This is a genomic window from Variovorax frigidus (assembly GCF_051216515.1).
Lineage (GTDB): Bacteria > Pseudomonadota > Gammaproteobacteria > Burkholderiales > Burkholderiaceae_C > Variovorax.
In genome coordinates this window covers 403,511-428,835 of record NZ_JBPJZF010000005.1, presented here as the reverse complement: position 1 = coordinate 428,835, position 25,325 = coordinate 403,511, and the positions used below count along the sequence as shown (strand labels likewise).

Here is a 25,325-nt window from a genome sequence, read left to right as displayed (position 1 = left end):
TCATGCAAGGCGTAGATTCTTCATCGCAGGCGGACCGCTTCGCGGGCCTGGGGCGCATCCTGCGCAGCGCCGAGGCGCTGTCGCTCGGCGCCGTCTGGTTCGGCGGCGCGCTGACCATCGGCAGCGTGCTGCTCATTTCCTTCGACGTGCTGGCGCGCAAGTTCCTGGGCTTCACCACGGGCGGGGCCGACGAACTGTCGAGCTATGCCTTCGCCATCAGCACGTCGTGGGCCCTGGCCTTCGCCACGCTGCAGCGCGCCAACGTGCGCGTCGACGTGCTCTACGCCCTGCTGCCCACGCGCCTGTCGGCGGTGCTCGACTGGCTGTCGCTGGTGGCGCTGGGCGTGTTCATGGCCTTCCTGACCTGGTATGCCTACGACGTGGTCGGCACCTCGTGGGCCCAAAAATCGACGGCCAACACCACGCTCGCCACGCCGCTGTGGATCCCGCAAGGTCTGTGGCTGCTCGGGCTCGGCTGGATGTGCATCGTGCTGGCCGTGATGCTGCTGCGCGCCTCGCTGGCACTCGTCACGGGCGACATCGAACGCGTCAAGGCGCTGTGCGGCGTGCGTTCCGCGCAGGAAGAAGCCGACGAGGAAGCCGCCACCGGCGAGCGTCTGGTCCGGGAGGCATCGGCATGATCGCGACCGCTCTCGTCCTGCTGCTGGTGCTCATCGGCATCAGCATCCCCGTCGGCGCCGCACTCGGCGTCCTCGGCCTCATCCTCGATCCGCTGTACTCCATGCTGCCGCTGTCGCGCGCGTTGGGCGAGCTGTCGTGGAGCGCCAACAACGAGTTCCTGATGGTGGCGATCCCGCTGTTCATCATGCTCGGCGAGGTGCTGCTGCGGGCCGGCTTCGCAGAGCGCATGTACGGCGCGATGAGCCTGTGGCTCTCGTGGCTGCCGGGCGGCCTGATGCACGCCAACATCGGCGCGTCCACGCTGTTCTCGGCCACCTCGGGCTCCAGCGTCGCCACGGCGGCGACGGTCGGCACCGTGGCCATTCCTCAGATCAAGCGCTATGGCTACAACGAGCCGCTGTTCCTCGGCAGCCTGGCCGCCGGCGGCACGCTGGGCATCCTGATCCCGCCGTCGATCAACCTCGTGATCTACGGCGTGCTGACCAACTCCTCGGTGCCCAAGCTGTACCTGGCCGGCATCATTCCCGGCTTCGCGATGGCTGCGCTGTTCATGCTGATGATCATCGTGGCCTGCGTGGTCAAGCCCTCGTGGGGCGGCAAGAAGATCCACGCCAGCTGGGGACAGCGCCTCGCGAGCCTGGTGCACCTGGCGCCGCCGATGGGCATCTTCCTGCTGGTGGTGGGTTCGATCTACGCCGGCCTGGCGACGCCGACCGAAGCCGCGGCGCTGGGCGTGCTGGGGGCCTTCATCCTGGCCGCCTGCTACGGCAAGCTGACGTGGTCCATGCTGCGCGAGTCGATCGAAGGCACCATGCGCTCGACCGCGATGATCATGTTGATCGTCATCGCGGCCAGCTTCCTGAACTTCGTGATGTCGGCCACCGGCCTGACCACCGCGCTGACCAGCTCGATCCAGGGCCTCGGCCTGTCGCCGGGCTGGATGCTGCTGGTGGTGGTGGTCTTCTACCTGGTGCTCGGCTGCTTCATGGAGACGCTGTCGATGATGATCACGACGATCCCGATCGTCGCGCCCATCATGATCGCGCTGGGCTACGACCCGATCTGGCTGGGCATCGTCATCATCGTGCTGGTCGAGGCCGCGCTGATCACCCCGCCGGTGGGACTGAACCTCTTCGTGGTGCAGAGCCTGCGCAAGTCCGGCTCCATGACCGCGGTCATCGTCGGCTCCCTGCCCTTCGTGTTCGCGATGTTCGTGATGCTGGCGCTGCTGGCGGCATTCCCGGGCCTGGCCCTGTGGCTGCCGCAGCTCTTCGGCTGATCACCGCATCGCACTTTTCCATGCGCCGGGCAAGCGCCGCATCCGCGGTGCCCGGCGCCTTTCCCCTCCCCCAAAGACTCCCATGAAACTTGAATTCCGCATCGAAGCGCAGGACGGCGCACGCACCGCCACCGTCGACATTTCCAACGTGGTGGTGGCAGGCTGGGCCGGCCGCGACCATGCCGCCATCGAGCACCACATCGAAGAGCTGGCCGCCATCGGCGTGCCGCGCCCCAGCGCCGTACCGCTCTACTACCGCATCGCCGACAACCAGCTGACGCAGGCCGAGCGCGTGCAGGCAGTGGGCCCCCATTCGTCGGGCGAGGTCGAGGCCTTCGTGTTCGATGTCGACGGCGAGCTGATGGTCAGCATCGCGTCGGACCACACCGACCGCAAGCTCGAGTCGCACAGCGTCGCGCTGTCGAAGCAGCTCTGCATCAAGCCGGTGGCCCACAGCGCCTGGCGCTATGCCGACGTCGCCGACCATTGGGACGAACTCATCATCCGCTCGACCATCGAAGAGAACGGCCAGCGCGTGTCCTACCAGGAAGGTCCGCTGGCCACGCTGCGCACGCCGCCCGACCTGATCGCCGGCTACACCGCCGGCGCGTCGACGCTGCCTGCAGGCACCGGCATGACCTGCGGCACCGTGGCCGTGCAAGGCGGCATCCGCCCGTCGCAGGTGTTCGAGATGGAACTGCACGACCCGAAGCTCGGTCGCTCGCTGCATCATCGCTACGTCGTCGAGATCCTCCCGGAAATCGCCTGACACCCTCTCCACTCCCCCAGACCCGCCCATGACCGACGCCACATCGACCCTGAAACTGGAGGCCGCACTGGCCGAGATCGCCCGCCTGGGCGACGAAGGCTCGCGCATCTTCACGCGCCTCTATGCCGACGAGGCGCGCGAGGCGGCACGGGCCGCAGACGCTCGCCACCTCGCCGGACGCACACTCGGCCCGCTGGACGGCCGGCTGGTGTCTATCAAGGACCTGTTCGACGTGGCGGGAGAAGCCACCACCGCCGGCTCCGTCGTGCGACGCGACGCTGCGCCGGCCGTACAGGATGCCCTGGTGGTGCGCCGGCTGCGCGCCGCCGGCGCAGTCATCGTCGGCAAGACGAACATGACGGAGTTCGCGTTCTCGGGCGTGGGCGTCAACCCGCACTACGGCACGCCCGGCAATGCGCACGACGTGGCGCGCATCCCCGGCGGCTCGTCGTCGGGCGCGGGCGTATCGGCCGGGCGCGGCCTGGTCGAATTCGCCATCGGCTCGGACACCGGCGGCTCGGTCCGCATTCCGTCCGCGCTGAACGGCCTGGTCGGCTTCAAGCCGACGCAGTCGCGCGTGAGTCGCGAGGGTGCCTACCCCCTGTCGTACACGCTCGACACCATCGGACCGCTCTGCCACAGCGTGGCCGATGCCGCCGCGGCCGATGCCGTGCTGGCCGGCCAGGACGCGATGCCGCTCGAGGCCCGCACGACGCGCGGGCTGCGCGTGGGCGTGCCGCGCGGGCTGCTCTTCACGCAGGCGCAGGACGAGGTGCTGGCGGCTTTCGAGAAGGCACTGGGCGCGCTGTCCCGGTCGGGCGCGGCAGTTCGCGACGAGGCGCTCGACGACCTGCTCGGCGAACCCTTCCGCTTGCAGGAGCGCGGCACCCTGGTCGCCGCCGAGGCCGCCTGGATTCACCAGGCCACCGTGGCGACGCAGGCCGAGGCCTACGACCCGATCGTCCTTTCTCGCATCCGCAAGGGCCAGACGATCGACGCGGCCAGCTACGTGGGACTGCAGCAGGCCCGAACCGCGCTGCTGCCGCAGCTCGACGCGCGCCTGGCCGACCTCGACGTGCTGGTGCTGCCGACGGTGCCGGTGCTCGCGCCGCGCATTGCCGACGTGCTGACCGAAGAAGCCTTCATGAAGATCAATGGCCTGTTGCTGCGCAACCCCTCCGTCTTCAACTTCTACGACCTCCCCGCGCTGTCTCTTCCGCTGCCGGTCGCTGGCGGGCTGCCGGTGGGCCTGATGGTCGTCGGCCGCCGTGGACGCGACCGCGAATTGCTCGCCGTGGGCGCGGCCATCGAGCGCATGTTGGCCGCGAGTCGCTGAGGCAGGCGCAAGGCAGGTCCGCTGTCCGCGTCAGACGGCGCGCGGGCCCTGGAACTGCTCTGAAACGAAGGCCCAGACCAGCCGGGACGCATCGGGGCCGCTCGCGTCGCTGAAGGCCTGGCTCGCCAGGCCGCCGCTCCAGGCGTGGCCCAGGCCGCCGATCTCGCACAGCCGCACCAGCGTGCGGCCTGCGCGCGCGTAGTCGGTGATGCGCATCGGCCGGCGCTTGCCGCGCTGCTGCATGCGCTCGACCCCGACGGTCGCACCGGTCGCGGTGGCCCAGACCGCGGCGGTGGCGCCTGCATTGCCCGCGCTCACCACCGTGTCGGCATCGCCGTGCAGCACCAGCAGTGGCGGCAGGCTGGCACCCACCGCGGCGGCGCCGATCGCCTTGCCGACGGCGGTGACCGACACCACCGGCGTGCGGCGCCCGCGCATCGCGCCCAGCGCCGTGGCCGAGGACTGGGCCGCGCCCGGCGCCACGCCCGAATGCATGGCGACGGCCTTGAAGCGCCCCGGAAAATGGGTCGCGACCAGCACCGCCATGCTGGCACCGGCCGACAGGCCTGCGATGGCGATGCGCTCGCGGTCCACCGGATGGAACAGGCAGACCTGGTCGACCGCGGCCATCAGGGTCGCAGCCTCGGCCCGGGCCTTGCCCGAGCGTGTGTCGTACCAGTTCCAGCAGCCCTGGGGGTTGGCCATGCGGTCCTGTTCGGGGTAGAGCACCAGGAAGCGCTCGCGCGTGGCGAGCCGGTTCATGCGGGTGCTGGCGGCGAAGTCGCGGCCGGTCTGGCCGCAGCCGTGCAGCATCACCAGCAGCGGGATCTTCTCGCCGGGCGCGAGTTGCAGGCCGGGCGGCCGATAGAGGTGGTAGCGCCGCGCGCCGGCCGGGCCGACCGCCATGCCCGCGAGCCAGTCGCCGGCGCCGGGTGGCGCCTTGTTCTGCTGCACGGCGGCGTGCTGCATCCGGGCCGCCATCTTCTTGCCCGTGCCCAGCGTGGCCTTCGTGAGCGCTTTCAGGTTGCGTGTGTAGGCACGCGTCAGCGCGGAAGTGGTGGAACGTCGGGCCATGGGCGCACGGTAGCAGCTTCCGCGTGCGCCGGGTCGTCTAGGGCCTGTTCACACTATTTCAGGGGATCGCGGAAATAGTGTGAACAGGCCCTACCCTGTTGCGCGTCAGTAACGCTCGGGCACGTACATCGCCGCCGGCACCGGCTGGCGCAGGTAGTCGGGGTTGCGCACGCGGGCCGGCAGATCGATCGACGCATGCAGCACCTCGCGGTAGGGCAACTGGTCGAGCAGGTGCGCGATGCAGTTCAGGCGCGCCTTCTTCTTGTCGACCGCCTGCACCACCCACCAGGGCGCTTCGGCGATGTGGGTGCGCTCCAGCATCGTTTCCTTGGCCTTGGTGTACTCCTCCCAGCGGCGGCGGCTTTCGAGGTCCATCGGGCTCAGTTTCCATTGCTTGAGCGGGTCGTGGATGCGGCCCAGGAAGCGCAGGTGCTGCTCGTCGTCGGTGATCGAGAACCAGTACTTGATCAGCGTGATGCCCGAGCGCACCAGCATGCGCTCGAAGTCGGGAACGGTGCGGAAGAACTCCTCGTATTCGTCGTCGGAGCAGAAGCCCATCACATGCTCGACGCCGGCGCGGTTGTACCAGCTGCGGTCGAACAGCACCATCTCGCCGGCCGCGGGCAGATGGGCCACATAGCGCTGGAAATACCACTGGGTGCGCTCGCGGTCGTTGGGCGCGGGCAAGGCCGCGACCCGGGCCACGCGCGGGTTCAACCGCTGGGTGATGCGCTTGATCACGCCGCCCTTGCCGGCCGCGTCGCGCCCCTCGAACAGGATCACCACCTTCTGCTTGCTGTGCTGCACCCAGTCCTGCAGCTTGACCAGCTCGCCCTGGAGGCGGAACAGCTCGCGGAAATAGGCCGCGCGGGCCGCCTTGTCGATGCCGACGGGCGCGCCGTCCTCGTCGACGTTGCGGTCCTCGATCTCGAGCTCCAGCTCTTCGTCGTAGCTGTCGACCAGGTCGCGGGCGATGCGCCGCATCAGGTCGTCGTGGTCGGGGTGTGCATTGGGCAAGGACATGGGGTGGGCTCTGAAGGAGGTGAAGGGATGCTGACGAGCCGTTGTGACGGCGACATGACACTTTCCCGACACTGACATGTCTCTGTCACATCGCCGCGCAAGCATCGGCCTCTCCTCCTTGTCCGACATGCGCCCTTGACCATGACCACGCCCGGCACCGGCCCGGCCGCCCTGCCCGCCCTGCCTTCTGCTTCCGACGACGCCGGCCTGATCTGCGCCTACCTCTTCGACAGCGGCGGCGCGGCCCGCGCGGTCGATGCGGCCGAGGCCGCGCAGTGGCTGGCCGGCGACAAGGCGCCGGCCGCCTTCCTCTGGCTGCACTTCAATCTCAACAACACCCAGGCCGAGCGCTGGATGCTGCGCCACGCCGGCCTGAGCGACACGTTCTACGAAACGCTCAAGGACGGCACCCATTCGACCCGCATCGAGCGCGACGAGGACGCGCTGATCGCGGTGGTGAACGACGTGCACTTCGATTTCGGCTTCGAGCCCTCGGACATCGCCACGCTCTGGGCCAGCGTCGGGCCGCAGTTGGTGGTCACGGCCCGCACCCAGCCCTTGCGCACGGTGGACGCGCTGCGCACCGCGGTGCGCAACGGCCAATCGCCGCGTTCCAGCGTGGCGCTGCTGGAGCAGCTGCTGCGCACCCAGGCCGAAGGGCTGGTCGGCATCGTGCGCGGCGTGACCACGCGCATCGACGGCGTCGAGGACGAGCTGCTCAGCGGCCGGCTCGACCACAAGCGCGCGCGCCTGGGCGTGCTGCGCCGGTTGCTGGTCCGGCTGCAGCGGCTGCTGGCGCCCGAGCCGGCCTCGCTGTTCCGGCTGCTCCAGCACCCGCCGGCCTGGATGGCCGAGGACGACGTGCAGGAGCTGCGCGGCGCGACCGAGGAGTTCTCGGTGGTGCTGCGCGACATGCAGGGCCTGCAGGAACGCATCAAGCTGCTGCAGGAGGAGATCGCGGCGAGCGTCAACGAGGACAACGGCCGCAGCCTGTTCGTGCTGACGGTGGTGACCGTGCTGGCGCTGCCGATCAACATCCTGGCCGGCCTGTTCGGCATGAACGTCGGCGGCATCCCGCTGGCCGACCATCCACACGGCTTCTGGATCGTGGTGACGATCGTGCTCGGCTTCACGGTCGTGGCGGCCTGGGTGGCGCGGCGTCGCAAGGACGGGTAGAGCGCCATGCAGGGTTGTCGCGGGCGTGCCCGGCGGCCTTTGAAGCGAGGGCCTAAAATCGTGGCGTGCCTTCCATCCTCAACGCCGACCTGCATTGCCATTCCGTGGTGTCCGACGGCACGCTCACGCCCGAAGCGCTGGCCGAGCGGGCGGCCGCCAACGGCGTCGAGCTCTGGGCCCTGACCGACCACGACGAGATCGGCGGCCAGCACCGCGCCATCGCCGCGGCCCGGGCCCACGGCATGAAATACCTGACCGGCGCCGAGATCTCGGTGACCTTCGCCGGCGAGACCGTGCACATCGTCGGCCTGGGTTTCGACCCCGACGACGCCGGCCTGCGCGCCGGCCTGCAGGCCACGCGCGGCGGCCGCGGCGCACGGGCCCAGGAGATGTCCGAGGGCCTGGCCAAGGTCGGCATCGTCGGCGCCTACGAGGGCGCGCTGCGCTTCGTGGGCAACCCCGAACTGATCTCCCGCACGCACTTCGCGCGCTTCCTGGTCGAGAGCGGCGTCTGCAAGGACACGCCCGAGGTGTTCCGCAAGTACCTGACCGAAGGCAAGCCCGGCTACGTGCCGCACCGCTGGGCCGCGCTCAAGGACGCGGTGCGCTGGATCACCGAGGCCCGCGGCATCGCGGTGGTCGCCCATCCGGGGCGCTACAACTTCACGGCCAACGAGGAGCACGCGCTCTTCACCGAATTCCAGGCCCACGGCGGCCGCGCGATCGAGGTCGTGACCGGCAGCCACGCGCCGGCCGAATACGTCGAGTACGCCGAGAAGGCCGTCGAATACGGCTTTGCCGCCTCGCGCGGCAGCGACTTCCACAGCCCCGACGAGAGCCACATGGACCTGGGCAAGCTGCCCTGGCTGCCAGGCACGCTGACCCCGGTCTGGGAACTGCTCGAAGACCGCATTCAGTGAGCGCCGCGCAGGAAGACGCAGCGGCGCACGCCCCCCCGCGCCCCACCCGCGACCTGGCCTCGGAGCGCATCCTCGCGGGCATCGGCCTGGTGCTGGTCGCCGTGGCCTGCTTCGCCACACTCGACACCGCCACCAAGATCTCGATCACCGCGGTGCCGATCCTGATGGGCGTGTGGTTCCGCTACGCCTTCCAGGCGGCAGTGACCACGCTGGTGCTGCTGCCGCGCCACGGCACCTCGCTGCTGCGCACCGCCCACCCGAAGTACCACGCGCTGCGCGGCGCGCTGCTGCTCACGACCAGCATCTTCGCCTTCTTCAGCCTGCGCTACATGCCGCTGGCCGAGTTCACCTCGATCGTGCTGATCGCGCCGCTGGCGGTCACGCTGCTGGCCGCCACCGTGCTCAAGGAGCAGGTATCGGTGCTGCGCTGGACGCTGGTGGCCGGCGGCTTCCTGGGCACGCTGGTGATCCTGCGGCCGGGTGGCGGCGCGTTCAATTGGGCGGTGCTGCTGCCGCTCGGGCTGGTGGCGAGCAATGCCTGCTTCCAGGTGCTGACCAGCAAGCTGGCGCAGACCGAGAACCCGCTGACCATGCATTTCTACACCGGCTGGGTCGGCACGCTGCTGGCATCGGTCGCGCTGCCCTTCGTCTGGCAGGCCCTGCCCTCGTGGCACTGGTGGGCGCTGCTGAGCCTGATGGGGCTGGCCGGCACGGTCGGGCACTTCATGCTGATCCTGGCCTACCAGCGCGCACCGGCCTCGACGCTCACCCCCTATCTCTATGCCCAGATCGCCTTCGCGATGCTCGGTGGCTGGCTCATGTTCTCCCAGGTCCCCGACGCGGTGTCGCTGGTCGGCATGGGCATGATCGCCATCTGCGGCGCGGCCGGCGCCTGGCTGACGGTGCGCGAGCGCCGTGTCCCGATCGAACCAGTGGAAGGCTGACCCATGGCGCAATTCTTCGAAGTCCATCCCGAAAATCCGCAGCAACGTCTGTTGAAGCAAGCCGTGGCGCTGCTCGAGCGCGGCGAGGTGATCGCCGTGCCGACCGACTCCAGCTACGCGCTGGCCTGCCATCTCGACGACAAGGACGCGGTCGACCGGCTGCGCCGCATCCGCCAGGTCGACGACAAGCACCACCTCACGCTCTTGTGCCGCGACCTGAGCGAGTTGTCCAACTACGCCAAGGTCGACAACAAGCAGTACCGGCTGCTCAAGGCCGCGACGCCCGGGCCCTACACCTTCTTGCTCGAGGCGACCAAGGAAGTGCCGCGCCGCGTGAGCCATCCGCAGCGCAAGACCATCGGCCTGCGCGTGCCCGACCACAAGGTGTTGGGCGAACTGCTCGCGCTGCACGGCGCACCGCTGCTCGCGACCACGCTGATCCCGCCGGGCGAGACCGAGCCCCTGAACGACGCCCAGCAGATCCGCGCGCGCTTCGAGAAGCAGATCGGCGCGGTGATCGACGCCGGCGCCTGCGCCTCCGAGCCGACCACGGTGGTCGACCTGACGCCGATGGGCACTGGCGACGATCCGGTGGTGGTGCGCCAGGGCCGCGGTCCGGTGGCGGTGCTGGGCCTGTGACACAGGGGCCGCCGGGATACGGCCGGGCCCGCAAGCGCGTCGAGAGCGTCTGAGACAATCGTCCGGTGGATATCTCCAACCTCGTTCAAACCGTCCTGATCTACGCCTTGCCGGTGGTCTTCGCCATCACCGTGCATGAAGCGGCCCACGGCTATGCAGCCCGCCACTTCGGCGACGACACGGCCTACGCGCTCGGCCGCGTGACGCTCAACCCGCTCAAGCACATCGACCCGGTCGGCACGATCCTGATGCCGCTGATGCTGTACTTCGCCACCTCGGGCGCCTTCCTGTTCGGCTACGCGAAGCCGGTGCCGGTCCAGTTCGGCCGGCTGCACAACCCCAAGCGCGACATGATCTGGGTGGCGCTGGCGGGGCCGGCTTCCAACTTCGTGATGGCGATCGGCTGGGCGCTGCTGCTGGTCGGGCTGCTGGCCGCCGGCGTGGACGAGACCTTCTTCCTCAAGATGGCGCAGGGCGGCGTGCTGGTCAATCTGGTGATGTGGGCCTTCAACCTGTTCCCGCTGCCGCCGCTCGACGGCGGCCGCGTGCTGGCCGGCCTGCTGCCGCGCGGCGCCGCCCAGAACCTGCTGATCCGCATCGAACCCTTCGGCTTCTTCATCGTGATGGCGCTGGTGCTGGCCGGCATCGTCAGCACCTGGTGGCTGCAGCCGCTCATGGCCTTCGGCTCGCAGGCCATCGGCCTGCTGATCTCGCCGCTCACCGCGCTGTTGCGCTAAGCCCGCTTCGTTTCCCGTCATGACCACCTCCTCCCCTTCTTCCGCCACCCTCCGCGTCCTCACCGGTATCACGACCAGCGGCACGCCGCACCTGGGCAACTACGTGGGCTCGGTGCGCCATTCGGTGCGCTTCAGCCGCCGGGCCGACGTGCAGAGCTTCTATTTCCTGGCCGACTACCACGCGCTGATCAAGGTCGACGACCCGGCGCGCATCCAGCGCTCGACGCTGGAGATCGCCGCCACCTGGCTGGCCTGCGGGCTCGACCCCGAGCGCGTGACCTTCTACCGCCAGTCGGACATCCCCGAGATTCCCGAGCTCAGCTGGTTCCTGACCTGCGTCACCGGCAAGGGCCTGCTCAACCGCGCCCATGCCTACAAGGCCTCGGTCGACAAGAACACCGCCAAGGGCGAGGACCCGGACGCCGACGTGAGCGCCGGCCTTTTCATGTACCCGGTGCTGATGGGCGCGGACATCCTGCTGTTCAACGCCCACAAGGTGCCCGTGGGGCGCGACCAGGTCCAGCACATCGAGATGGCGCGCGACATGGCGCAACGCTTCAACCACCTGTACGGCGACCACTTCACGCTGCCCGAGGCCGACATCGACGAGGCGGTGGCCACGCTGCCGGGCCTCGACGGCCGCAAGATGAGCAAGAGCTACGACAACACGATCCCGCTGTTCACGCCGCGCGCCCAGTTGCAGAAGCTCATCGGCGGCATCGTGACCGACTCGCGCGCGCCGGGCGAGCCCAAGGACACCGAGGGCTCGGCGCTGTTCCAGATCTACCAGGCCTTCGCCGACGCCGAGGAAACCGCCGCGCTGCGCCAGGCCTTCGCCGACGGCATCGCCTGGAGCGACGCCAAGCAGATCCTGTTCGAGCGCATCGACCGCGAGATCGCGCCGCTGCGCGCGCGCTACGAGGAACTGATCAACGACCCGGCGCAGATCGAGCGCATCCTGCTGGCCGGCGCCGAAAAGGCCCGCGCGCTGTCGCGCCCCTTCATCGGCCGGCTGCGCCACGCGGTGGGCCTGCGCAAGCTCGAGACGCCGGCCGCGACCGCTGCCCCGAAGGCCGCCAAGACCGCCAGGCCCAGCTTCAAGCAGTACCGCGAAAGCGACGGCCGTTTCTACTTCAAGCTGCTCGACGCGGACGGCACGCTGCTGCTGCAAAGCCGCGCCTTCGCCTCCCCGCAGGAAGCCGGCCGGGCCATCGGCACCTTGCAGGCCGAGCGCGGCGCGGCGCTGGCCGCACTCGCCGAACAGCTGGAACCGGTTGACAATGAGGGCTTGCGTGCGGCAACGGACGCATTGGAGGTGCTGGCCCGACTGGCCAGCGGTGGTTAAACGAACAAACCACGCGAGAGACCACCACCATCGGCCGCGCGTGCACAAAGAAAGCAAACCATGAGCATTTACGTCATCGACGATCACCCCCTGATGCGCGACGCCATCGTGATGGTGCTGCGCCGCCTTCGTCCGGCCGAGAACATCGTCGAGCTCGAGCGGCTCGACAAGCTGACCAACGCGGTCAAGCAGCACGGCATGCCCGATCTGTTCTGCCTGGACCTGAAGCTGCCCGACACCACCGGCTGCTCGGGCGTGATCGCGGTCAAGCAGATCTATCCCGACGTGCCGATCGCCGTGTACTCGGCCTCGCCTGCCGCCGACATGGAAGAGGCCTGCATCGAAGCCGGTGCCGACACCTACATCGAGAAGTCGGCCAGTTCCGCCGAACTGACCGCGGTGCTGCGCGGCCTGCTGATGGCCGACGCCGAAGCCGAAGAGTCGCTCGCGGCTTCCGCCAACAGCAAGCTGTCCAAGCGCCAGACCCAGCTGATCGCGATGCTGGACAAGGGCATGAGCAACCGCGACATCGCGACCGAACTGGAGATCAGCGAGCACACGGTCAAGGTGCACCTGTGGCGCCTGTTCCGCCGCCTGGGCGTGAAGAGCCGGACCCAGGCGTTGCACCATGCGCGCAACCATGGGCTGCTCTCGACTTCCTAGGTTCTCCCCCGAAGGCGGGGCGCGCACTTCGTGTCGCTTCCGCCCTCCCCCTCCGGGGGCGACACCGGCGGCCCGGCGAAGCCGGTTCCGCGGTGTCCCTGGAAGTGAAAATGCCCTCTGTCGAGGGCATTTTTCTTTCGGGTCTTAACCTACGGCGCCGGAGATTCTCGTTTGCGCCTGGGATTCGTCGGCGTCGTTGAGCGCCACGCGGAACACGCTGCCGCGGCCGAGGCGGGAGCGGACGCTCACGGGGTGGCCCAGCGCATGGGACAGGCGGGCCACGATGGCCAGGCCGAGGCCGAAGCCGTCGGAGGTGCCGGCGTGGTCGGCCACCTTGTAGAACTCCAGGAAGACGTCGCGCAGATGCTCGCGCGCGATGCCGATGCCGGTGTCCCAGACCTCGACGCGCAAGCCGTCGGGCGTCTGGCGCGACGCCAGCAGGATGCCGCCTTCGCTCGTGTACTTGATGGCGTTGGCCAGCAGGTTGCCGATCATGCGGCGCACCCGGATCGGGTCGGTCAGCACGGTGCCGCGGCACACATGCACCCGGAAACGCAGGCCCTTGGCTTCGGCCACCGGGCGGTATTGCAATTCCAGGTCGTGCAGCAGCTGCCCCACGTCGACGCGCTCGATGTGCAGCCGGACCTGACCCGAATCGATGCGCGCCAGGTCGAACAGCGAATCGAAGAGCGCGTTCACCGCATGGGTGGCGCGCACGATCTTCGGCGCGATCTCCTGTACCAGCTCCGGCTCGTTGCGCAGCCAGTCGGCGTACAGCGAGAGCGCGAGCACCGGCTGGCGCATGTCGTGCGCGGCGCTGGCCAGGAAGCGGTTCTTCATCGCCACGGCCGAGACTGCGGCCTGGCGCTGTTGGGTCAGCGAGTTGATCAGGATGTGGTTGTGGAACAGCAGCTCGAAGCTGTTGCGCGCGGTCTCGTGGATGCGCCGCCCGGCCCGCAGCAACAGCCACCAGTGCAGCACCGGCAGCAGCAGGAAACCGTAGTGGAAGTGCGGCCGCTGGAAATGCATTTCGACCACCCGGAAGGCCACCGCGCTCATCATCGTGATGAAGAGCACGTTGACATAGCGGCGCAGCAGCGGTGGATAGAGCGCCAGCCCATTGAGCGGGAAGGTGGCCACGCCGGCCACGATGAGCCAGCTCATGAACTGGTTCACGATCGGCGTGCGCTCGAAGAAGATCAGGATCGACAGGCCCCAGGCGAAGGCACTGGTGCCCCACAGCCAGCGGTAGCGGTCGACGAACTCCTGCTGCGAGACGGAGTCCTTGTCGGCGTAGTCGCGCATGTAGCGCCTCTCGCCCCACACGCGGCAGCCGGTGGCGGCGATGCCGATCGCGAGCCAGACGAACAGTTGCCATTGCGGCACGTGGCCCCAGCTCAGGCCGATCATGGCCGGCATGAGCGCGGCCGCCAGCAGGTAGGAACCGCGGGCCGCGCGCATCAGGCTGCGAATGAGCTCGCCGCGGACCCATGGTTCGGCTTCGTCCACTGTCGCGGGGGCCGGCGTCAGACTCGCAAAAGACGAGTTGCCGAGACCCACGAACGACGAATTACCCTTCATGGCTCACTACCTCTGTCTGTCTGACTGGCCTGGAGAAATGCCCCTTTCGGAGGGCCTGGCGTGGCGAGATTCTAGGGGCAGCGCGGGTGTTCGAAGGCCGGATGATCTTCGGGTGAGGGCCGCGTGACGCGAAGACGCCCCTCAGGCTCGACCGGCAGCCCGAAAAACCAGCGTCAAGCGGTCTTCGCGGGGCGTCAGTCCCGCATGCTCAGGCCTGCCGGCCCGAGACCTGCAACGCCGAATCGGCGGCCGTGGCCCGCGCGCGGTACTGCCTCGGCGTCATGTCGAACCAGCGACGACAGGCCCGCGTGAGATTCCCCTGGCTCGCGAAGCCCAGCAGATAGGCCACCTCGGCCAGCGACAGATGCGGCTGCGCCAGATGGCGTTCGGCCCCTTCGCGACGGGTTTCGTCGATCAGCGCATGGAAACTCGTGCCTTCGTCCTGCAGGCGACGCTGCAGCGTGCGTTCGGCCACGCCCAGCGCGCGCGCAATGGCCGTGCGCCCCGGCTCGCCCTCGGGCAGGCGATCGGCCACCAGTTGGCGCACGCGTTGCGTGTAGGTGGCCTGGAGCTTCTCCAGCGCCTCGATGCGGTCGCCGGCAAAGCGGTCGTGCAGTTCGGCCAGTTGCGGATGGAAGGTGGGCAGCGGCGCCTCCAGATCCGCGCGCGCCAGCACCGCGCCATTGCTGCGCGCGCCGAACTGCGGCATGCACCGAAAAGCCCGCAGATAGGGTTGCGGGTCGGGCGGCGCGTCGTGCGTCAATGTCACGGCCAGCGGCCGCAACTCGCGCCCGAGCACCCAGCGACCGAAGGCCAGCAGCGTGAGCAGGTCGAACTCGAAACGCTGGCGCGGCACCGGCGCCTCGCCACCGTGCAACTCGAGCATGAAGGCGGTGCCGTCGCTCTGCATTTCCGAGCGCACGTCGGCCGCGTGGCTGATGATCTGCAGGTAGCGGATCAGCCGTTCCAGCGCCGCCGACAGGTTCGCGCTGGACATCATCGCGTAGCCCACCACGCCGAAGATCGCGGGGCGCACGCCGTCCGCCGCGCGCAACGCAATGGCCGCGTCGCCCGATCGCGCGACCGCAAGCTGCCACAGCAAGGTGATCTTTTCGGTCGGATACACCGCGCTCGCATCCGCCAGCGCCGTGTCGTCGATCGCGGCCTCGGCACACAGTCTCTTCATGTCCAGGCCGGTCGCCGACAGTGCTTCGACGATGCCTCGCACCCAGATCGCGGATGTCGATCTTTCGCTCATTTTTTTGCTCCCCTTGCTTCTCTTTCGTCCTCGCGCCCCATGGTTTACCCCACACGGCGAAGCGAAGCGTTTGGCCCGCCGAGCGAAGACACCCCATCGCAGGCGCTCCTACGATGCCAGCGTTCCCTTCGCCATGCCGGCGCTTGCGTTGCGTCGCGTGGAGAAGGAACGGCAACTGTCGGAAAGCGTAGACGCCAGAACGTTCGAGGCGCATCGCGCAAAACCCCCATCACAATGTCAGGGAGACAATTCATGCGCATTTCTTCACTGTGGATCGCACTCGGCTTCGGCCTGGCGCTGGCCACGTCGGCCACGCAGGCCCAGACCGCAGCCGAACTGTGTCGGCTTCCCACACCACCGGAGGCGGCCCGGTTCACCGACCCCATGAAGTCCCCGGGCATCGTCTCGCCCATCGACGGCACCTGCTGGCTGCCGGCCGTGACCATCACCAGCTTCGACGGCACCCAGCTCGCGGCCAATCTCTTTCTTCCGCGGCGCACCAACGCCACACAGAAGTTTCCGACCGTGCTGATGATCGGCAGTTGGGCCGAGCCGGGCCGGCTCGAGTACATCGGCCAGCAGCAGAAACTCGCCAGGGACGGCTACGTGGCGGCCAGCTACACCGCGCGCGGTTTCTGGCTTTCCGAGGGCAAGGTCGGCGTCGCCGCGCCCGAAGACGTGCGCGATGTGTCGTCGGTGATCGACTGGCTGCTGGTCAACGCGCCCGTGGACGTCGACAACATCGCCAGCAGCGGCATCTCCTACGGCGCCGGCCTGTCCTTGATGGCGCTGGCCCAGGACAAGCGGATCAAGACCGTGGCGGCACTGTCGGGCTGGGGTTCGCTGATCGACGAGATGTACACCCGGGGCACGGCCAACCTGACCTGGGGCACCATCCTCAGCCTCAGCGGCAACCTCGTGGGCCGCCCCTCGCCCGAGTTGAACGAGATCACGCAGGCCACGATGAATCCGAACACCTCGGCCGCGAAGATCGCCGAACTCAGGGAATGGAGCAAGGTGCGCTCGCCGTCGAGCTATGTGGATGCCATCAATGCGCGCGGCGCGCCGGTGTTCTTCAGCAAGAACTTCCAGGACGATCTGTTCACGCCCAACTCGACGCTGGAGATGTTCGCCAGGCTCACGGTGCCGAAGAAGATCGTCTTCAACCCCGGCGTTCATGCAGGCGCCGAACTGCTCAGCGCGTTCCTCGGCACCTCCAGCTATCCCTATGACCAGGCCCACCGCTGGTTCGACCGCTGGCTCAAGGGCATCCCCAACGGCATCGACACCGAGCCCAAGGTGACGATGCAGATCAAGTTCAGCGAGCGGCGCGAATCCTTCGCCAACTGGCCCGCCCCCGAACTCAGCGACAAGACCTACTACCTCGGCCCGCGCGGCCTGCCGCGCTTCGACCCCGCCTGCCTGTGCGGCAAAGGCGACAAGGGGACGATCTCTTCGTCGCCCAACAGCACCAAGGGCGCCGACCTGATCCAGAACTTCTCCGACACCACCGCCACCAGCGGCCCGATCCCCATCCTCTCGACCTTCGGCGAGGGCTTGAATGTGCCGGTGATCAACTCGCTGCCTTCGGTCGCGCTGGCGTCGGGCATCCGCTTCGAAGCGCCAGCCCTGCGCAGCGTGCAGAAGATCCGCGGCATCGCCAAGCTGAACCTGCGTGTCACGCCGACCCAGGCACGTTCGCAGATCTCGGCCTACCTCTACGACGTCGACGCCATCGGCACCGGCGTGCTGATCACCCATGGCGCCACCACGCTGCACTGGGCCACGCCGGGCCAGACCCTCGACGTGCCCCTCGAGTTCGCAGCCACCGCCTACGACGTGCCTGCAGGCCACCACATCGGCGTCGTGTTCGACACCGCCGACAGCCTGTACGGGTCGCCGGTGAACCCGGGCGAGCGCTTCGGCCTGCGCTTCGAGTTCAGCCCGGAACGGCAGTCCACTCTGGTGTTGCCGACGCGCTGACAGACCTTCGTCTCGCACCCCGGGGCGCCCTGCCCCGGGCGTCCGCTTGCCCGGCGCCTCGACGCCGGGCCTTGAAACCGCCCCTCTTTCAAGGAGTGCTTCCATGCCTCTGTCCCTCCGCTGGCCACTGCTCGGCCTTGCCTTCGCGCTGGCCTCTGCCACCACCTTCGCCCAGACCGCGTCCGAACTGTGTCGACTTCCCACGCCAGCCGAGGCCGCGCGCTACACCGACCCCGTGACGTCGCCGGGCATCGTCTCGCCCATCGACGGCACCTGCTGGCTGCCGGCCGTGACTGTCGCCAGCTTCGACGGCACCAAGCTCGCGGCCAATCTTTTCCTGCCGCGGCGCACCAACGCCACGCAGAAATTTCCGACCGTGCTGATGGTCGCCAGCTGGGCCAATCGGGGCCGGATCGAGTACCTCGGCCAGCAACAGCGCCTCGCCAAGGACGGCTACGTGGTGGCGAGCTACACCACGCGCGGCTTCGGTCTGTCGGAGGGCCAGGTCCATGTGGCCGCGTCCGAAGACGTGCGCGACGTGTCGTCGGTGATCGACTGGCTGCTCGCCAACGCGCCCGTGGACGTGAACAACATCGGCGCCAGCGGTATCTCCCACGGCGGCGGCATCTCGCTGATCGCATTGGCGCACGACCGACGCATCAAGACCGTGGCGGCGCTGTCGACCTGGGGCTCGCTGATCGACGAGCTCTACTCGGGGGGCTCGCCCAACGTGACCTGGGGCTCGCTCCTCGCCCTCCTCGGCAACACGGGCGGCCGGCTCGGTGACGAGGTGAACCCGAACATGCAGTCCATCATGAGCCCAGACACCCCGGCGGCGCGCATCGCCGAACTCAGGGAATGGAGCAAGCTGCGCTCGCCGTCGAGCTATGTGGACGCCATCAATGCCCGTGGCGCGCCGGTGTTCATCAGCAAGAATTTCCAGGACGACCTGTTCACGCCCAACTCGACGCTGGAGATGTTCGCCAGGCTCACGGTGCCGAAGAAGATCATCTTCAACCCCGGCATTCATGCCTCCGCGGAATTGCCAGGCGCGCTGACGGGCATCGACAACTACCCCTACGACCAGGCGCACCGCTGGTTCGACCGCTGGCTCAAGGGCGTTGCCAACGGCATCGACACCGAGCCCAAGGTGACGATGCAGATCAAGTTCAGCGACCGGCGCGAGTCCTTCGACAACTGGCCCGCACGCAACCTCGGGGACGAAACCTATTACCTGGGCCCGCGTGGAATGCCGCGCTTCGACCCTTCGTGCCTGTGCGGCAAGGGAGACAAGGGCTCGATCTCCTCGTCACCCAACAACGCCCGTGGCTCCGACCTGATCCAGAACTTCTCCGATACAACCGCCACCAGCGGGCCGGTCCCCGTCGTGTCCACACTGGGCGAGAGCCTGAATCTTCCAGTGGTCAATGCGCTGCCCTCGGTCGCGCTGGCCACCGGCATCCGCTTCGAAGGTCCCCCGCTGCAGCGTGTCCAGAAAATCCGGGGGATTCCCAAACTGCGCCTGCGCGTCACGCCATCGCAAGCACGCGCCCAGGTGGTGGCCTATCTGTACGACGTCGATGCGGTCGGCACCGGTGTGCTGATCTCCCACGGCACGGCCACCCTGCATTGGGCGACGCCAGGCAAGGCCGTCGACCTGCCGCTCGAATTCTCAGGGACCGCCTACGACGTGCCTGCAGGCCACCACATCGGTGTCGTCCTGGACACCATGGACAGCCTGTACGCGCCGCCCGTCCATCCAGGCGAGCGCTTCGGCGTGCGCTTCGAGTTCGGCCCGGAAAGTCAGTCGACGCTGCAACTCCCGGTGCCTGGCATCCCCTTCGTCCGGCCATCGGGGAACCCGAACCCCTGAGCGCACCGGCCCGGCGCCCCACGCCGGGCCTCGGCGCCCTCTCCCCTGCCAAAAAATCCGATGACGCTGTCGCTGCGTCACCGCCGCTCGACCTCGCCTTCGCGATGGCCTCTGCCACCACCCTTGCCCAGACCAAGGCCGACCTGTACCGACTTCCAACGCCGCTCGGGGCCGCCCGAGGCCGCCCGGTACACCGACCCCATGCAGTCACCCAGCATCGTCTCGCCCATCGCAATGGCCGCCTGCGACAAGACGGCTACGGCATTCGACGGTCTGGATCAGCAGGTACGACTCGATCGACGAGGGCCGCTTCTCGGCCATGCGCGACGCCATCGGCTGTGGTACCCGTCCGAGGCCGCCACGACCTGGTCGATGCTGAAGCCTGCGGTGCATGCAGACGCAAAAAAGCCCCGTCATGCGGGGCTTCTGTGCAGTGGTCGGTCCGCACGGATCGATCACTGGAGGAGAGGGAGGGAGGCGAATCTCAAGCATTGGCGCGGCCTGCAAGCGATATTCCCGAGCGATGCCTACTAACATGCCTACAGACCGACGACGCACGATTTGAATCCGCGGGCATCCTCACTACCTCAACTTGCGCAATCTGCCCGCGCTTCTGCTCGACCGTCTCACGGCCTCAGTACGGGCGGCACCCATTCTGGATCGTGACCAGCGCCTGGCCCATTGAGCACGCAGATGGCGGCTCCGACCCCCATCAATGCCGCTACATCGGCCTCGTAGGTGTCGCTATACATATCCAGGTGATCGATGACCGCTGCGAGGGCCGCTACGGCCTCCTGTAGCGGCATAGCGCCACCGACCTTGGCCAACTCAACGATTCGTACCATCACGTCCGTCTGGTTCATGGCCGTACTCTGCTCGCACGCCGCGGCGCGCGCAAGCGATCAACCGCTCGAGGCCAGCTCCTTGACAGTCATGTCGAATGGTCTTAAGACATTGAACAATGTATGCGGGCGTAGGAAAATGCGTACAGATGACAGAAATACGCCTACATTGGAAGCCCGAGATCTTGCACATCCGTGAGGAAATCCTCAATCTGCTTGAATGGCAAGAGCAGACGAACTTCAGCGTTTTGCTGCTCGAGTCGATGGTCAAGGCCGGTAACGCCATTCACGGTCCGGGTACACACTGGATCGAGTCGAGGGAGTGTCCGGAGATTTGAGAGATTGCGGACCGCAAGAATTCGCCTCGTATCACAGCTGCGCCCGAACACGAACCGCATGCCGAGCGGCCGAGCTTGCGGCATTCCCCTACACGTTCGCGTTCAGTACCGCATCACGTTCGGCGCATGTTCAAACGGCTCGAGCTCATTGCCCTGATCCAGACACTGTCTGCCGAAGAAGGTACGCGTCAACCGACAGCTGCAGATTGGTTGCAAGCGCAAGACCTGAAACAACGGGCGCTGAATCGGCCGGCGCTGGAAGGCAGGATGCGCCTGCCGGCTCTCTTTCAACGGTTCCCCTGCTTGGCGCTTTAGTCTTAAGCGGCCGCCGCTTAGACTGCCGCCATGACCTACACCGTCACCCTTGTTGACTACCCCGACGACCTTTCAGACGAAGAGCGTCAAGATGCTGAAGCACGTTATAGACGTGCGTTCGAGGCGAAGCTCGGAGGAGCCATGAATGTGCCGCATTGCTACCGCGCGTTCACCCATGCCGCTGATGCTGACCAGCTAGGGAAGGCGGACGCTGAGGCGGCTGCGGCGTACATGGTCGCACGTCATCTGGGTGTGCAAGCCGGCTTCCAAGGCCTGGGCTATTCCCACGAAGCATTCTTCGAGGTTCGCCTGGCCTGAATCTGCTGCAGGTCGGTCCAGACAGCTAAGATTTCTAAATGCCACGAAACAACCCTCGCCTGACACCAGACCAGATGATCGCGGCTCTCGCTTGGAAGGCGGCGTGCGAGAAGCTTGACCACTTTCTTCGTGCAACCCCAGGATATCCCGAACTTAGCCCGGACGAGGTGGCAAACATGATGGACACGACGGAAAGCGCGTTACTCGACCTGCGGCGCACATTCGAGGAACGGGCGAAAGAAACGTCGAACTGAGCCTGGTGAGCCTCTCACTCCGGGGGGCTGAGTAAAAGGTCGCGCGTTCAGGACACGGCCGCGTTACTGGGCGGCGGGCTGGAGCAACGCGCGGTCGTTGCGCACGATGCCCAGCAGCAGGGTCACCTCGGCGTCTCGCTGCTCGAGAGCGCGTCGAGTTTCAGCAAGTAGCTCTCCACCCTCCGCAGCAGCGGCTGCGATGACTTCGGATCGATCTGCGACACGTTCGCAGGCAGCGGGGTCGCTACGGGCCGCTTCGCGATCACGGGCGGCGGTGGCGGCGAACTGGCGGCGCACGCGGTCAGCGCGAGCAGCATCGGCAGCGCGCCCAGTCTCCAGCGCGCGCACGGTTTGTTCGAAGGCATGGACGGTCTCCTGCTGCTGGGCAGCGTGGGTGAGTTGCAGGGTGGCGACGCGCTCGGACTCGCGCAGCGCGGCGCGGTTGCGGTCGTTGGTCTCGGTGACGCGCGCGAGTCGCTCGGCGGCCAGGTCCTCGCCGCGGTTGGCCAGGCGCACCGTCTGCAGGCCCAGCACGGCCAGCAGCAAGGCGACCAGCAGCAGCTTCCAGTCCGCCAGCAGCAGACGGACGGCGGCGATCACGCGGCCACCTGCAGGGCGCGGCGCGCCTTCACGAGCATCTCCTCGACGTCGCGCAGGCCGAACGTGCCGCCGTTGACCACGCGGCGCACCTTGACCGTGTCGGCCAGGTAGGCGTCGGGCACCTTGCCCTCCCACCAGTCGAAGGCGAACTCGAGCGCGAAGTGCGGCTGCTCGGCGAGCTCGGGCAGAACGGTCAGATCCTGGCCGCTGCGCTTGCCCTGCCAGAGATACCCGTCGTAGAAGGTCAGCATGATCAGCCCGCGGCCCGGGTAGCGTGCTCCGTCGCCAGCGCCCTCCGGCCGGTTGCCGCCGCGGCCGCCGTAGCAGGCCTCGAAGAACCTCTGCTCGTTGAACGCCAGCTCCTCGGCGCGCGGCACCAGGGAGCGCCACCGGCTGCCGGGCGGCGATGCGTTGCCGAGCTCGCGAATGCGCGCGGCGCTGTAGTTGCCGCTCTCCTTCAGCTTCTGCAGGCCCTGGCTTTCGACCAGGACGTTGGCCAGGAACTGCGCCAGGTCGGCGTCGCCCTGGCTGAAGCGGTCCATCCTCGGCGTGTGCGCGAACACGCCCGACCACATCGCGACCTGTGCCGACTTGATCCCGCACATGGTCAGGATCCGGGCCCAGTCTTCTTTCGTGCGGGTCATAGGCACCTCACTTGTCGGAAAGCGGCGCGGCCACAGACGGCGGCGGCACCTCGGGGGGCTTCGGCTGGCTGCCAAAAAGCTTGGCGCTGGCGTTGGCCAGGCCCTCGGCGACGAGGCGCGTTGCCGCGTCCTTCCATCGGCCCTTGCTGGCACCGGCCAGCACGATGGCCAGCATGCGCAGCTCCTTGTTGAAGATCGATGGGGACACCGTCTGCAGCCACAGGAAGACCACGTAGATGAAGGCCCCGCCGATCAGCGCGACGACCAGGTCGCGCAGCATCTGGCGCCAGACGTAGAGCACGATCACCTTGTCCGACATGAGCGAGACGATCGTGCCGCCCACGCCGCCCATGAAGCCGAACAGCGCAGCCCACATCAGGCTGCTGTAGTCGTAGCCAGACACCTCGGCCGACAGCGTCGGGATGGCCGCATAGGCGTACACCATCCACGAATAGCAGACCACCCACACCAGGGCCATGCGGCGAACACTACCGGCCGACATCGGCACCTCCTTGCGCTTCGGCCGCGGTGCCGTCCCGCGCGAGATCCTCTGCCTTCAGCCGGGCTTGCTGTGCGTTGAGCGAAATGCCCATCAGCACCGCGATCCAGAGGTCGAACATGGCCCGCGCGATGTAGACCGGCGTGACCCAGTCGAAGTCGAGCGGCGCCGAGAGCAGTGCCAGCGTGCCCCAGAGAATCGCGCCCATGAAGGCGCCGACGGCCGCAAGCTTGCGCGGCGCCCGGCATGCCAGAAGCCCAGGCGCGAACGCCAGGGCCAGAAGGTGCGGCAGCACGAGCGCGGCGCTGATGAAGTAGCCCGCGGCCAGCAGCGGCGCGTAGGTCAGGCCCGCGACCTTGTGCGTGATGCTGTCGCGCACGAAGACGATGTAGACGCCAGGCTCGACCAGCTGGTACAGCAGGAACGACATGACGATGAACGACAGGCTGCGCACCTCGGCACGGTCGCTGCCAAGCCGGATCACTTGCGAGGTGCCGAGGTAGCGCAGAAGGTCAGATGGATGGACGGTCATGGTCGTTTTCATCCCGCGCGGCGGTCGGCCCGCTGCGCGAGCGCGCAGCCGAGCGAGGTGATGGAGAAGGCGGTCATGGGAACCTTTCAGGCATGAAAAAACCCGCCAAGGCGGGTTCAGATAGGGTCGTGGTCACGTGTTGCAGCCTTGTTGGAAACCCAGTGTCCCAATCCAACCGTCCGGTTTCCAGGGAAGAAACCGGACTATTCGAAAGACGCGCTCACCAATAAAAACCCGCCAAAGCGGGTTGCAGAGGGGTGGTGTGCGGGCCGGTCAAACTGCTGCCGCCTGCGCGGCAATGCGCGCATCCGAGAGGGCAGCGGTGAAGAAGGCCAGCTCGTCGAACGTGCCGGCCAACTGCGTCTGGTAGGACCCCGCGTGGAGTGCCGAGGCGATACGGATCTCGCCGGTGTTTGAGCTGCTGAACGCTGCTGCGGAAGTGCCGACGCCGATGCCGTCGACCAGCAGCGAGATGCCACCTCCCGCGATCGCGCGCAGCCCAAAATGGTGTGGGTCACCGTAGTTATAGTTTCCGGTGATGAACAGGAGAGCCACGCCGGAGCGGAGAACGCGGAACTTGAACTGACCCGGGCCGTCACCATCGACCACCCCCAGCTCGGGCATGAAAGAACCACCGAAAGGATCACCGATCTGGAGCACCGTCCCTTCGGTCGCCGGCTTGACCAGCCCCGTGAACGTCCACGACGTGTCCGTGTTGAACGGGCACACGTCCCGTTTCATGCCGTGTGCGTAGCCTGGTAGGCCCGAGGGGATGGCAACCGCCTTATTGCTGTCGTCCGTGAGCAGCCCTGCTACAGACTCCGATGCAACGTCGGTTGCCCGATATACCCCGCTGTTGCCGTTGCCGGACACGTCTCCCATGACTGTGCCGCTTGTCTCGTCCAGACGCCAGTAGATGATCGGCGAGTCGGCCATCACCTCGCCAAAGTAGCCCCCGGGTGGTGGCGGCGCGCTCCCGAATCGATAGGGGTTGAGCAACATCAGACGGTCCCGATCAGGTAGACCTTCAGCCCCTTCGCGGTGCCGTCGCCGATCTGGTCGATGTCGATCGTGATCTCGGCATCGCTGGCCAGCGCGGCATCGCTCACTACTGGCGGCGTCGCGGCCGTCGTGCTGGTCTTCTCGGTGTTGTCGATGGTCAGTTTGGTCGACAGGATCGACGTGCCGCCTTCGTTCACGTCGACCGTGAGGATCGAGCCCGATGCCTGGGATGTGGTGAGCGATGCCCGCACTGTCACGCCGGTCATGGCAAACGGCATGCGGAAGGTCACCTTGCCGACGCCGGCCGTAAGCGCCGTAGTCTCGTCGCTGCAGGCGATCGGGATGCAGGTCGGCAAGACTACAGCGCCGGTGCGGCCGTTCACCGAATCCACCGACCCGCCACCACCTCCCGCGGCCACCCACGCACCGGCGTTGAAAACGTAGATCGCCCCACCGATGGTGACCTTGTTGCCTTCGACAGGCGCGAAGGCGTACCAGGTGCCGCCGCTGAAGATGGCCAGATCGTTCGGCGTGAAAGCCGACCACTGCGCGCCTGTGTGCGTGGCCTGGATGATGTGGCACTGGCCTTCAGCGGGACTGGCCGGCTGTGCGGTGGTGGTGTCGTCGACGTCGGCCTGAGAGATCCAGAACCGCAGGGCGTTGTCATTCGCCGGTATGGCGTTCTGGTTCGTGCCTGAGAGCCAGAACGCGGGCGGAGTGAAGGGAGTGCTCATGGGGT

The 25,325-nt window shown here is 67.5% G+C and carries 27 protein-coding genes; 16 read left to right on the top strand and 11 right to left on the bottom strand.

Annotated elements, in window-relative coordinates:
- Window positions 1-2: 2 nt before the first annotated feature.
- From ACSFBC_RS17390 to ACSFBC_RS17375, 4 genes are all read left to right on the top strand, one after another.
- The gene (locus ACSFBC_RS17390) at window positions 3-641 is read left to right on the top strand and encodes a TRAP transporter small permease subunit (RefSeq protein ID WP_435511588.1); all 639 of its coding nucleotides are present in this window, start codon (window positions 3-5) and stop codon (window positions 639-641) included.
- Window positions 638-1,921 carry a TRAP transporter large permease gene (locus tag ACSFBC_RS17385; RefSeq protein WP_435511587.1) on the top strand — a complete coding sequence of 428 codons (1,284 nt, stop codon included), beginning with the start codon at window positions 638-640 and terminating at the stop codon, window positions 1,919-1,921. The genes ACSFBC_RS17390 and ACSFBC_RS17385 overlap by 4 nt, the downstream gene beginning before the upstream one ends.
- An 82-nt stretch (window positions 1,922-2,003) precedes the next feature.
- Window positions 2,004-2,690, top strand: coding sequence for a DUF2848 domain-containing protein (locus ACSFBC_RS17380; protein ID WP_435511586.1), 687 nt, complete (start codon window positions 2,004-2,006; stop codon window positions 2,688-2,690).
- 28 nt (window positions 2,691-2,718) lie between these two features.
- Window positions 2,719-4,026, top strand: coding sequence for an amidase (locus ACSFBC_RS17375; RefSeq protein ID WP_435511585.1), 1,308 nt, complete (start codon window positions 2,719-2,721; stop codon window positions 4,024-4,026).
- Between the two features lie 30 nt (window positions 4,027-4,056).
- On the opposite strand, the gene ACSFBC_RS17370 is transcribed toward ACSFBC_RS17375, so the two are convergent.
- Both ACSFBC_RS17370 and ppk2 read right to left on the bottom strand, forming a co-directional pair.
- Window positions 4,057-5,100: an extracellular catalytic domain type 1 short-chain-length polyhydroxyalkanoate depolymerase gene (locus ACSFBC_RS17370; RefSeq protein WP_435511584.1), complete on the bottom strand. Its 1,044-nt coding sequence runs from the start codon at window positions 5,098-5,100 to the stop codon at window positions 4,057-4,059.
- A 105-nt stretch (window positions 5,101-5,205) separates the two neighbouring features.
- The gene (ppk2, locus tag ACSFBC_RS17365) at window positions 5,206-6,123 is read right to left on the bottom strand and encodes a polyphosphate kinase 2 (RefSeq protein ID WP_435511583.1); all 918 of its coding nucleotides are present in this window, start codon (window positions 6,121-6,123) and stop codon (window positions 5,206-5,208) included.
- Window positions 6,124-6,264: 141 nt separating this feature from the next.
- Between ppk2 and ACSFBC_RS17360 the strand changes: the two genes are divergently transcribed.
- From ACSFBC_RS17360 to ACSFBC_RS17330, 7 genes are all read left to right on the top strand, one after another.
- Complete coding sequence (locus tag ACSFBC_RS17360; RefSeq protein ID WP_435511582.1) at window positions 6,265-7,299, top strand: transporter; 1,035 nt, start codon at window positions 6,265-6,267, stop codon at window positions 7,297-7,299.
- 65 nt (window positions 7,300-7,364) lie between these two features.
- The gene (locus ACSFBC_RS17355; RefSeq protein WP_435511581.1) at window positions 7,365-8,219 is read left to right on the top strand and encodes a 3',5'-nucleoside bisphosphate phosphatase; all 855 of its coding nucleotides are present in this window, start codon (window positions 7,365-7,367) and stop codon (window positions 8,217-8,219) included.
- Window positions 8,216-9,163, top strand: coding sequence for a DMT family transporter (locus tag ACSFBC_RS17350; protein ID WP_435511580.1), 948 nt, complete (start codon window positions 8,216-8,218; stop codon window positions 9,161-9,163). The genes ACSFBC_RS17355 and ACSFBC_RS17350 overlap by 4 nt, the downstream gene beginning before the upstream one ends.
- A 3-nt stretch (window positions 9,164-9,166) precedes the next feature.
- A complete protein-coding gene (locus ACSFBC_RS17345; RefSeq protein ID WP_435511579.1) occupies window positions 9,167-9,802 on the top strand; it encodes an L-threonylcarbamoyladenylate synthase in 636 nt (211 codons plus the stop codon).
- Between the two features lie 65 nt (window positions 9,803-9,867).
- On the top strand, window positions 9,868-10,539 hold the full coding sequence (locus ACSFBC_RS17340; protein ID WP_435511578.1) for a site-2 protease family protein: 672 nt from the start codon (window positions 9,868-9,870) through the stop codon (window positions 10,537-10,539).
- Window positions 10,540-10,558: 19 nt separating this feature from the next.
- The gene (locus ACSFBC_RS17335) at window positions 10,559-11,884 is read left to right on the top strand and encodes a tryptophan--tRNA ligase (RefSeq protein ID WP_435511577.1); all 1,326 of its coding nucleotides are present in this window, start codon (window positions 10,559-10,561) and stop codon (window positions 11,882-11,884) included.
- A gap of 60 nt (window positions 11,885-11,944) precedes the next feature.
- Complete coding sequence (locus ACSFBC_RS17330) at window positions 11,945-12,547, top strand: response regulator transcription factor (protein WP_435511576.1); 603 nt, start codon at window positions 11,945-11,947, stop codon at window positions 12,545-12,547.
- 144 nt (window positions 12,548-12,691) lie between these two features.
- Here the strand turns inward: ACSFBC_RS17330 and shkS are convergent, their stop codons facing one another.
- Complete coding sequence (gene shkS, locus ACSFBC_RS17325; RefSeq protein WP_435511575.1) at window positions 12,692-14,128, bottom strand: surface-behavior sensor histidine kinase ShkS; 1,437 nt, start codon at window positions 14,126-14,128, stop codon at window positions 12,692-12,694.
- 208 nt (window positions 14,129-14,336) lie between these two features.
- Window positions 14,337-15,386, bottom strand: coding sequence for an AraC family transcriptional regulator (locus ACSFBC_RS17320; RefSeq protein ID WP_435511574.1), 1,050 nt, complete (start codon window positions 15,384-15,386; stop codon window positions 14,337-14,339).
- Window positions 15,387-15,638: 252 nt separating this feature from the next.
- On the opposite strand from ACSFBC_RS17320, the gene ACSFBC_RS17315 reads away from it, so the two are divergent.
- From ACSFBC_RS17315 to ACSFBC_RS17305, 3 genes are all read left to right on the top strand, one after another.
- Window positions 15,639-17,369, top strand: a complete 1,731-nt coding sequence (locus ACSFBC_RS17315; RefSeq protein ID WP_435511573.1) for a CocE/NonD family hydrolase — start codon at window positions 15,639-15,641, stop codon at window positions 17,367-17,369.
- Between the two features lie 103 nt (window positions 17,370-17,472).
- Window positions 17,473-19,242 (top strand): CocE/NonD family hydrolase, encoded by a 1,770-nt coding sequence (locus ACSFBC_RS17310; protein ID WP_435511572.1) that lies wholly within the window; start codon window positions 17,473-17,475, stop codon window positions 19,240-19,242.
- Window positions 19,243-19,443: 201 nt separating this feature from the next.
- Window positions 19,444-19,776 (top strand): hypothetical protein, encoded by a 333-nt coding sequence (locus tag ACSFBC_RS17305; protein ID WP_435511571.1) that lies wholly within the window; start codon window positions 19,444-19,446, stop codon window positions 19,774-19,776.
- A gap of 92 nt (window positions 19,777-19,868) precedes the next feature.
- Here the strand turns inward: ACSFBC_RS17305 and ACSFBC_RS17300 are convergent, their stop codons facing one another.
- Window positions 19,869-20,105 (bottom strand): hypothetical protein, encoded by a 237-nt coding sequence (locus tag ACSFBC_RS17300; protein WP_435511570.1) that lies wholly within the window; start codon window positions 20,103-20,105, stop codon window positions 19,869-19,871.
- 662 nt (window positions 20,106-20,767) lie between these two features.
- Here ACSFBC_RS17300 and ACSFBC_RS17295 point away from each other — a divergent pair.
- Both ACSFBC_RS17295 and ACSFBC_RS17290 read left to right on the top strand, forming a co-directional pair.
- Window positions 20,768-21,055, top strand: a complete 288-nt coding sequence (locus ACSFBC_RS17295) for a hypothetical protein (RefSeq protein ID WP_435511569.1) — start codon at window positions 20,768-20,770, stop codon at window positions 21,053-21,055.
- 38 nt (window positions 21,056-21,093) lie between these two features.
- Window positions 21,094-21,309: a hypothetical protein gene (locus tag ACSFBC_RS17290; RefSeq protein WP_435511568.1), complete on the top strand. Its 216-nt coding sequence runs from the start codon at window positions 21,094-21,096 to the stop codon at window positions 21,307-21,309.
- A 63-nt stretch (window positions 21,310-21,372) separates the two neighbouring features.
- Here the strand turns inward: ACSFBC_RS17290 and ACSFBC_RS17285 are convergent, their stop codons facing one another.
- The 6 genes from ACSFBC_RS17285 to ACSFBC_RS17260 all read right to left on the bottom strand — a co-directional run bounded on the left by ACSFBC_RS17285 (window position 21,373) and on the right by ACSFBC_RS17260 (window position 25,320).
- On the bottom strand, window positions 21,373-21,909 hold the full coding sequence (locus ACSFBC_RS17285; RefSeq protein ID WP_435511567.1) for a hypothetical protein: 537 nt from the start codon (window positions 21,907-21,909) through the stop codon (window positions 21,373-21,375).
- The gene (locus ACSFBC_RS17280; RefSeq protein ID WP_435511566.1) at window positions 21,906-22,553 is read right to left on the bottom strand and encodes a hypothetical protein; all 648 of its coding nucleotides are present in this window, start codon (window positions 22,551-22,553) and stop codon (window positions 21,906-21,908) included. Before ACSFBC_RS17280 ends, ACSFBC_RS17285 begins: the two co-directional genes overlap by 4 nt.
- Before the next feature lie 7 nt (window positions 22,554-22,560).
- Entirely contained in the window at window positions 22,561-23,055 is a 495-nt protein-coding gene (locus tag ACSFBC_RS17275) for a hypothetical protein (RefSeq protein ID WP_435511565.1), read from the bottom strand.
- Window positions 23,042-23,584 carry a hypothetical protein gene (locus ACSFBC_RS17270; RefSeq protein ID WP_435511564.1) on the bottom strand — a complete coding sequence of 181 codons (543 nt, stop codon included), beginning with the start codon at window positions 23,582-23,584 and terminating at the stop codon, window positions 23,042-23,044. Before ACSFBC_RS17270 ends, ACSFBC_RS17275 begins: the two co-directional genes overlap by 14 nt.
- 273 nt (window positions 23,585-23,857) lie before the next feature.
- Entirely contained in the window at window positions 23,858-24,586 is a 729-nt protein-coding gene (locus ACSFBC_RS17265; RefSeq protein WP_435511563.1) for a hypothetical protein, read from the bottom strand.
- Window positions 24,586-25,320 (bottom strand): DUF2793 domain-containing protein, encoded by a 735-nt coding sequence (locus ACSFBC_RS17260; protein WP_435511562.1) that lies wholly within the window; start codon window positions 25,318-25,320, stop codon window positions 24,586-24,588. Before ACSFBC_RS17260 ends, ACSFBC_RS17265 begins: the two co-directional genes overlap by 1 nt.
- Between the last annotated feature and the right edge of the window lie 5 nt (window positions 25,321-25,325).